This window comes from Blastococcus sp. SYSU D00813, from assembly GCF_054050735.1.
The window spans coordinates 67,086-74,735 of sequence record NZ_JBJGZX010000021.1 but is presented as its reverse complement, the minus strand read 5'-3'; the positions used below and the strand labels follow the sequence as shown (position 1 = coordinate 74,735).

The window sequence follows — 7,650 nt, the reverse complement described above, 5'->3', positions numbered from 1 at the left end:
CCCCCCCCCCCCCCCCCCCCCCCCCCCCCCACCCCCCCCCCCCCCCCCCCCCCCCCCCCCCCCCCCCCCCCCCCCCCGCCCCCCCGCCCCCGGCCCCCCCCCCCCCCCCCCCCCCCCCCAGCCCGCTGGCCGTCGTCCTCTCCCTGGTCGTGCTCGCCGCGCTCGTCGGCGGGATCGTGTTCGGCGGCAAGGCGCTCATCGACCTCGTGAACCCCGCCGACGAGGACTACACCGGCGCCGGCACCGGCACCGTGCAGGTGCGGGTGTCCGACGGCGACACGCTCAGCGACATCGGCCGCACCCTCGTCGACGCCGACGTCATCGCCTCGGTGGGGCCGTTCGTGACCGCCGCCGAGGCCCAGCCCGCCGCCATGGGCATCCAGCCCGGCGTCTACGGCATGCGCCTGCAGATGAGCGGCCAGGCTGCGCTCGACCTGCTGCTCGACCCGGCCAGTCGGCTGTTCTCCCGGGTCACCATCCCCGAGGGCTTCACGGTGACCCGCGTCCTCGAGCGGCTGGCCCAGGAGACCGACACGCCGATCGAGGAGCTGAACGCCGCCGCGATCGACCCGGCCGCGACCGGCCTCCCGGCCTACGCGAACGGGCTGCTCGAGGGCTGGCTGTTCCCGGCCACCTACGACTTCGAGCCGGAGACGACGCCGGCGCAGATGCTCGCGACCATGGTCTCCCGGACCGTCCAGACGCTGGACCGGCTCGGCGTGCCCGAGGACCAGCGGCTCACCGTCGTCACCAAGGCGAGCCTGGTGCAGGCCGAGGCCGCCCTGCCCGAGGACATGGGCATGGTCGCGCAGGTGCTGGAGAACCGGCTCGCCACCGGCATGCAGCTCCAGCTCGACAGCACGGTCAACTACGCCACCGGGAACACCGGCATCACCACCACGGCCGACGACCGTGCCACCGCCTCGCCGTACAACACCTACTTCGCCCCCGGCCTGCCCCCGGGCGCCATCGGCAACCCGGGCGAGGAGGCGATCAACGCGGTGCTCAACCCGACGCCGGGGCCGTGGATCTACTTCGTCACGGTCAACCCCGACACCGGCGAGACCCGCTTCGCGGTCACCCCGGAGGAGCACGCGGCGAACGTGGCGCTGTTCCGGCAGTGGCTGGCGGAGAACCCGGACTGATGCGGGCGGCCGTCCTCGGCCGGCCGGTGACGCACTCGCTCTCCCCGCTGCTGCACCGGGCGGCCTACGCCGCGCTCGGCCTGTCCGACTGGACCTACGACGCGCTCGACGTGGGCGCCGAGGAGCTGCCCGAGCTCATCGCGGGCCTCGGCCCGGAGTGGCGCGGCTTCTCGGTGACCATGCCGTGCAAGCAGGCCGCGGTGCGGGCCGCCGACGTGGTGGACCGGCTGCCGCGGCTGCTGGGCGCCGCCAACACGCTGGTGCGCACCGACGACGGCGGCTGGCTGGCGGAGAACACCGACGTCGGCGGGGTCGGCACCGCGCTGCAGCTGGGCCTGTCGCTCGACCCCACCGACCGGGTGCCGCACGCGGCGGTCCTCGGCGCCGGCGGGACCGCGGTCGCCGCGGCCGTCGCGCTGGCCTCCCTCGGCGCCGAGCAGGTGGACGTCGTCGTCCGCGAGCCGGCCCGCGCCGGCGAGGTGACCCGGGTGCTCGACACCCTCGGCGTCGCGTCGACGGTGCACCGCCTGGCCGGCGCCACCGTGACCGCGCCCGTCGTGGTCAGCACCGTGCCGATCGACGGCCAGCCGGCCCTGGTGGACCTCGGCTGGCGCGCCGGCCAGACCGTGCTCGACGTGCTCTACGCGCCCTGGCCCACCCCGCTGGCCGGCGCGGTCGCGGCCGCTGGCGGAGCGGTGATCGGCGGCCTGGAGGTGCTGTTCTGGCAGGCCACCGCCCAGGTGGAGCTGATGACCGGGCACCCGGCACCGATCGAGGAGATGCGCCGGGCGCTGGACACCCGGCCCGGGGCCGGGCACTGAGCGGCGGCGGGCTCGGCACCGCGGGCGTCGCCCTCGACCCGCCGGCCCTGGCCGCCGTCGCTGCCGTCTGCGCGCTCGCCGTCGGGCCCTGGCTGGCCCGGCGCGGGATCCGGCTGGCCGCCGGCGACGAGGACGCCCGGCCCGGGTCCGCGCGCACGCTGACCACGACGCTGCTGTTCGGCCTGCTGGTCGCCGGCGTGCTCGAGCTCACCGGGGTCCGGCCCGCCGCCGTTGCGCTGGCCTGGGCGGCCGGCGCCGGCCTGATCCTCGCCGCGGTCGACCTCGCCGTCCACCGGCTGCCCGACCGCGTGCTGCTGCCGGCGGCCGTCGCCGCCCTCACCGCCCTGCTGGTCGACGCCGCCGCCACGGGCAGCTGGCCCGCGCTCGCCCGGGCGGTGCTCGCCGGGGCGGCCGCCTTCGCCGTCGCGGCCCTGGCCGGCGCCCTCTCCGCGGGCGGGCTCGGCTTCGGCGACGTCAAGCTGCTCGGCCTGCTCGGGGTGCTGCTCGGCTGGGCCGGGTGGGGCGTGCTCCTGGCGGGGGTGTTCCTCGGGCTGCTGGTCGGGGCGGGCGGTTCCCTGCTGCTGGTCGCCACCCGCCGCGCCGGCTGGCGCACCGCCGTCCCGTTCGGGCCGCCGCTGCTCGCCGGCGCCGTCCTCGCGCTCGCCCTGACCGTTCCCGCGCCACTGGTCTGAGCCAGGACCTCCTTGCCCCCACCGCTCGGAGCTCGCGGCGGGCCGCTGCAGGGAGGCCCGGGCAGCGGAACCCGGGGCTGGCAGAATCCCCCGCATGTTGCGCTGGCTGACCGCCGGTGAGTCGCACGGGCCTCAGCTCACCGCCATCCTCGAGGGGCTGCCCGCCGGCGTCGCCGTCCAGACCTCCGACCTCGACGTCGACCTCGCCCGCCGCCGGCTGGGCCACGGCCGCGGCGCGCGGATGTCCTTCGAGCAGGACGTCGTCTCGCTGACCGGCGGGGTCCGCCACGGCCGCACCCAGGGCGGGCCGATCGCCGTCCAGGTCGGCAACACCGAGTGGCCCAAGTGGCAGGCGGTCATGGCCGCCGACCCGGTCGACCCCGAGGTGCTGGCCGGCCAGGCCCGCAACGCCCCGCTCACCCGCCCTCGGCCCGGCCACGCCGACCTGCCCGGCATGCAGAAGTACGGCTTCGACGACGCACGGCCGGTGCTCGAGCGGGCCAGCGCCCGGGAGACCGCGGCGCGCGTGGCGCTCGGCGCGATCGCCAAGGCGTTCCTCCGCCAGGCCCTGGACGTCGAGGTCGTCAGCCACGTCGTGGCGATCGGCCCGGTCGTCGCCCCCGAGGGCCTCGTCCCCGGGCCGGGGGACAACCCGCGCATCGACGAGGACCCGGTGCGCTGCGCGGACCCGGCGACCAGCGCGGCGATGACGGCCGAGATCGACGACGTGCGCAAGAACGGCGACACCCTCGGCGGGGTCGTCGAGGTGGTCGTGCACGGCCTCCCGCCGGGCCTGGGCAGCCACGTGCACTGGGACCGCCGCCTGGACTCGCGGCTGGCCGGCGCGCTCATGGGCGTGCAGTCGGTCAAGGCCGTCGAGGTCGGCGACGGGCTGGAGACCGCCCGCCGCCGCGGCTCCGTGGCCCACGACGAGATCGTGCTGGCCGACGGGCGCATCCAGCGGCTCTCCGACCGCGCCGGCGGCATCGAGGGCGGCATGACCAACGGCGACGTCGTGCGCGTCCGCGCCGCGATGAAGCCGATCTCCACGGTGCCGCGGGCGCTGGCCACCGTCGACGTGGCCACCGGCGACGCCGCGGTCGCGATCAACCAGCGCAGCGACGCCTGCGCGGTGCCCCGCGGCTCGGTGGTGATGGAGGCGATGGTCGCCCTCGTCCTGGCCGACGCCGCGCTGGAGAAGTTCGGCGGCGACTCGGTGACCGAGACCCGCCGCAACGCGCAGGCCTACCTCGACGCGCTCCCGATCCGGTGAACGGCCCGGTGCTGGTCCTGGTCGGGCCGCCCACCTCCGGCAAGACCACGGTCGGCCGGGCGGTCGCGGCGGCCCGCGGGCTGGCCTTCCGCGACACCGACGCCGACGTCGAGGCCGCCACCGGCAGCCGGGTCGCCGACCTGTTCGTCGACCACGGCGAGGAGCACTTCCGCCGGCTCGAGGCCGAGGCCGTGGCCTGTGCGCTCACCGAGCACGACGGCGTCCTCGCCCTCGGCGGGGGAGCGGTCCTCTCCGACGCGACCCGCGCGCTGCTGGTCGCCCACGGCCGGGCCGGCGGCGCCGTCGTCTGGCTGGACGTCGACCTCGCCACCGCGGCCCGCCGCGCCGGCTTCAACCGCGACCGCCCGCTGCTGGCGGTCAACCCGCGGGCGGTGCTGCGCACGCTCCTGGAGGCGCGCGCCCCGCTCTACGCCGAGGTCGCCACCGCGACCGTGCACACGGGCGACCGCCCGTCCGAGGAGGTCGTGGCCGAGGTGCTCGCCGCCCTGCCCGCGTCGACGGAGGTGCCCCGGTGAGGCGGGTGACCGTCCCCGGCGGCACGTCCTACGAGGTCGTCATCGGCCCGGGCGCGCAGACCGAGCTGGCGATGGTGCTGGCCGGCACGCCGCGCGCCGCCGTCGTGCACGCCCCGCCGCTGGCCGCGCTGGCCGGAGCGGCGGTGGAGACGTTGCAGACCGCCGGGGTCGCCGCCGAGGCCGTCGTCGTCCCGGACGGGGAGGCGGCCAAGACCGCCGAGGTCGCCGCCGGCGCGTGGGAGGAGTTCGGCCGGCTGGGGCTGACCCGCAGCGACGCCGTCGTCGGCGTGGGCGGGGGAGCGGTCACCGACCTCGCCGGCTTCCTCGCCGCCACCTGGGTGCGCGGCGTGCGGGTGGTGCACCTGCCGACCAGCCTGCTCGGCATGGTCGACGCCGCGGTCGGCGGCAAGACCGGCATCAACACCGGCGCGGGCAAGAACCTCGTCGGCGCCTTCCACCCGCCCGCCGGCGTGCTCGCCGACACCGACGTCCTCGCCGGGCTGCCGGAGGCGGAGTTCCGCGCCGGCCTCGCCGAGGTCGTCAAGTGCGGCTTCATCGCCGACGGCCGCATCCTCGAGCTGCTCGAGGCCGACCCCACCGGCCGCCGCGACACCGCCGAGCTGATCGAGCGCGCCGTCCAGGTCAAGGCCGACGCCGTCGGCGAGGACCTGTTCGACACCGGCCGCCGCGAGTTCCTCAACTACGGGCACACCCTGGCCCACGCCATCGAGCGGGTCGAGGACTTCGGCTGGCGGCACGGCGAGGCCGTGGCCGTCGGGCTGGTGTTCGCCGCCGAGCTCGGTGGCCAGGCCGGCCTGCTCACCCGCGCCGAGGTCGACCGGCACCGCACGCTCGTCGAGGCGATGGGCCTGCCGACCCGCTACGCCGGGGACTGGCGGACGATCCAGGGCGTCATGCGCATCGACAAGAAGGCCCGCGGGGCCACGCTGCGCTTCGTCGTCCTCGACGGGACGGGCAACCCGCGGATCCTCACCGACCCCGACCAGGCGTGGCTCGACGCGGCGTGGGCCGCGGTCGCCGCCTGACCCCCTCGGACCCGACGGAGACGACGTGACCATCCAGGTGCTGAACGGCGCCAACCTCGGCCGGCTGGGCACCCGCGAGCCCGCGGTGTACGGGACGACGACCCACGCCCAGCTCGTCGAGCTGGTCGAGGCCGCCGGCGCCCAGCTCGGCCTGCACGTGCAGGTGCGCCAGACCGACGACGAGGCCGAGCTGCTGCGCTGGGTGCACGAGGCCACCGACGCCGGCGACCCGATCGTGGTCAACCCCGGCGGTTGGACGCACACCTCGGTCGTGCTCCGCGACGCCCTGGCCGCGGCCACCGCACCGGTGGTGGAGGTGCACATCAGCAACGTGCACGCCCGGGAGGAGTTCCGCCGGCACTCCTACGTCTCGCCGGTCGCCTCCGGCGTCATCGCCGGCCTCGGCGTCGACGGGTACGTGCTGGCGCTGCGCTGGCTGGCCGCCCGGGACGCCCGGTGACCGCCGCGGGCCGCGCCGCCGAGCGCCGGGAGCGGCTGCGGGCCGTCGCCGCCGAGCGCGGGCTGGACGCCGTCCTGGTGACCGACCTGCTCAACGTCCGGTACCTCACCGGCTTCACCGGCTCCAACGGCGCGCTGCTGCTGCGCACCGGCGCCCCCGACCTGTTCGGCACCGACGGCCGCTACACCACCCAGGCGGCCACCCAGGTGCCCGACCTGGAGGTCGTGGTCGACCGCGGCACCGTCGCCGCGCTCGCCCGCGCCGCGGTGCGCGGCGGCGCCGGGCGGATCGGCTTCGAGAGCCACGTGGTCACCGTCGACGAGCTGGCCGGGCTGGAGAAGGTGGTCGCCGACGCCGCCGACGGCGGCACCGTGCCGGAGCTGGCCAGCGTCCGCCGGGCCGTCGAGGAGCTGCGCGCGGTCAAGGACGACGACGAGGTCGCCGCCCTGCGGCGGGCCTGCGCGATCGCCGACGCGGCGCTGGCCGAGCTCGCCGCCGAGGGCGCCCTGCGGCCCGGCCGCACCGAGCTGCAGGTCGGCCGCGAGCTCGACGCCCGGATGATGCACCTGGGCGCCGAGGGCCCGTCGTTCGAGACGATCGTCGCCGCCGGCGCCAACTCCGCGATCCCGCACCACCGGCCCGACGCGACCGTCCTGCGCGAGGGCGACTTCCTCAAGCTCGACTTCGGCGCGACCGTCGACGGGTACCACTCCGACATGACCCGCACGCTCGTGCTCGGGCACGCCGCCGACTGGCAGCGCGAGGTGTACGACCTCGTCGCCGCCGCGCAGGCGGCCGGCCGGGCGGCCCTGGCCGTCGGGGCCGACGTCGTCGCGGTCGACGCCGTCGCCCGCGACGTCATCGCCGCCGCCGGCCACGCCGAGCACTTCTCCCACGGCCTCGGGCACGGCGTGGGCCTGCAGATCCACGAGGCGCCGGGCATCGGCCCGCTGGGCGCGGGTACGCTGGCCGCCGGCATGGCCGTCACCGTGGAGCCGGGGGTCTACCTGCCCGGCCACGGCGGGGTCCGGATCGAGGACACCCTGGTCGTCACGGACGACGAGCCCGAGTTGTTGACCCTCACGAGCAAGGAACTGCTGGTCATCTGATGGCTACCACCAACGACCTCAAGAACGGCATGGTCCTCAACCTCGACGGCCAGCTGTGGTCCGTCACCGAGTTCCAGCACGTCAAGCCCGGCAAGGGCGGCGCGTTCGTGCGCACGACCCTGAAGAACGTGCTGTCGGGCAAGGTCGTGGACAAGACCTTCAACGCCGGCACCAAGGTCGAGACCGCCAACGTCGACAAGCGGAACATGACGTACCTGTACAAGGACGGCACCGACTTCGTCTTCATGGACGGCGACACCTACGACCAGATCCACGTGCCCGAGGGCACGGTCGGCGGCGGCGCGGACTACCTCCTGGAGAACACCGAGGTCGTCGTCGCGGTCCACGACGGCACCCCGCTGTACGTGGAGCTCCCGGTGACCCTGGAGCTCGTGGTGCAGCACACCGACCCGGGCCTGCAGGGCGACCGCTCCACCGGCGGCACCAAGCCGGCCACGCTGGAGACCGGCGCGCAGATCCAGGTCCCGCTGTTCGTCAACACCGGCGACAAGCTCAAGGTCGACACCCGCGACGGCCGGTACCTCGGCCGGGCCAACTGACGCCCTCG

At 76.3% G+C, this 7,650-nt stretch carries 9 protein-coding genes; all 9 read left to right on the top strand.

Annotation, left to right across the window (positions count from 1 at the left end; genetic code table 11):
* Positions 1–125: 125 nt before the first annotated feature.
* The 9 genes from mltG to efp all read left to right on the top strand — a co-directional run bounded on the left by mltG (position 126) and on the right by efp (position 7,642).
* A complete protein-coding gene (gene mltG, locus ACI8AX_RS15290) occupies positions 126–1,145 on the top strand; it encodes an endolytic transglycosylase MltG (protein WP_456550690.1) in 1,020 nt (339 codons plus the stop codon).
* Positions 1,145–1,966: a shikimate dehydrogenase gene (locus tag ACI8AX_RS15285; protein WP_456550688.1), complete on the top strand. Its 822-nt coding sequence runs from the start codon at positions 1,145–1,147 to the stop codon at positions 1,964–1,966. The genes mltG and ACI8AX_RS15285 overlap by 1 nt, the downstream gene beginning before the upstream one ends.
* Positions 1,967–2,163: 197 nt before the next feature.
* Positions 2,164–2,658, top strand: coding sequence for a prepilin peptidase (locus tag ACI8AX_RS15280; RefSeq protein ID WP_456550687.1), 495 nt, complete (start codon positions 2,164–2,166; stop codon positions 2,656–2,658).
* A gap of 94 nt (positions 2,659–2,752) precedes the next feature.
* Positions 2,753–3,931, top strand: coding sequence for a chorismate synthase (gene aroC / locus ACI8AX_RS15275; RefSeq protein ID WP_456550686.1), 1,179 nt, complete (start codon positions 2,753–2,755; stop codon positions 3,929–3,931).
* On the top strand, positions 3,928–4,467 hold the full coding sequence (locus tag ACI8AX_RS15270; protein WP_456550685.1) for a shikimate kinase: 540 nt from the start codon (positions 3,928–3,930) through the stop codon (positions 4,465–4,467). The genes aroC and ACI8AX_RS15270 overlap by 4 nt, the downstream gene beginning before the upstream one ends.
* A complete protein-coding gene (gene aroB / locus ACI8AX_RS15265) occupies positions 4,464–5,513 on the top strand; it encodes a 3-dehydroquinate synthase (RefSeq protein ID WP_456550684.1) in 1,050 nt (349 codons plus the stop codon). Before ACI8AX_RS15270 ends, aroB begins: the two co-directional genes overlap by 4 nt.
* 25 nt (positions 5,514–5,538) lie before the next feature.
* On the top strand, positions 5,539–5,973 hold the full coding sequence (gene aroQ, locus ACI8AX_RS15260) for a type II 3-dehydroquinate dehydratase (protein ID WP_456550683.1): 435 nt from the start codon (positions 5,539–5,541) through the stop codon (positions 5,971–5,973).
* Entirely contained in the window at positions 5,970–7,082 is a 1,113-nt protein-coding gene (locus ACI8AX_RS15255) for a M24 family metallopeptidase (RefSeq protein ID WP_456550682.1), read from the top strand. Before aroQ ends, ACI8AX_RS15255 begins: the two co-directional genes overlap by 4 nt.
* A complete protein-coding gene (efp, locus tag ACI8AX_RS15250; protein WP_456550681.1) occupies positions 7,082–7,642 on the top strand; it encodes an elongation factor P in 561 nt (186 codons plus the stop codon). The genes ACI8AX_RS15255 and efp overlap by 1 nt, the downstream gene beginning before the upstream one ends.
* The last annotated feature ends 8 nt before the right edge of the window (positions 7,643–7,650 follow it).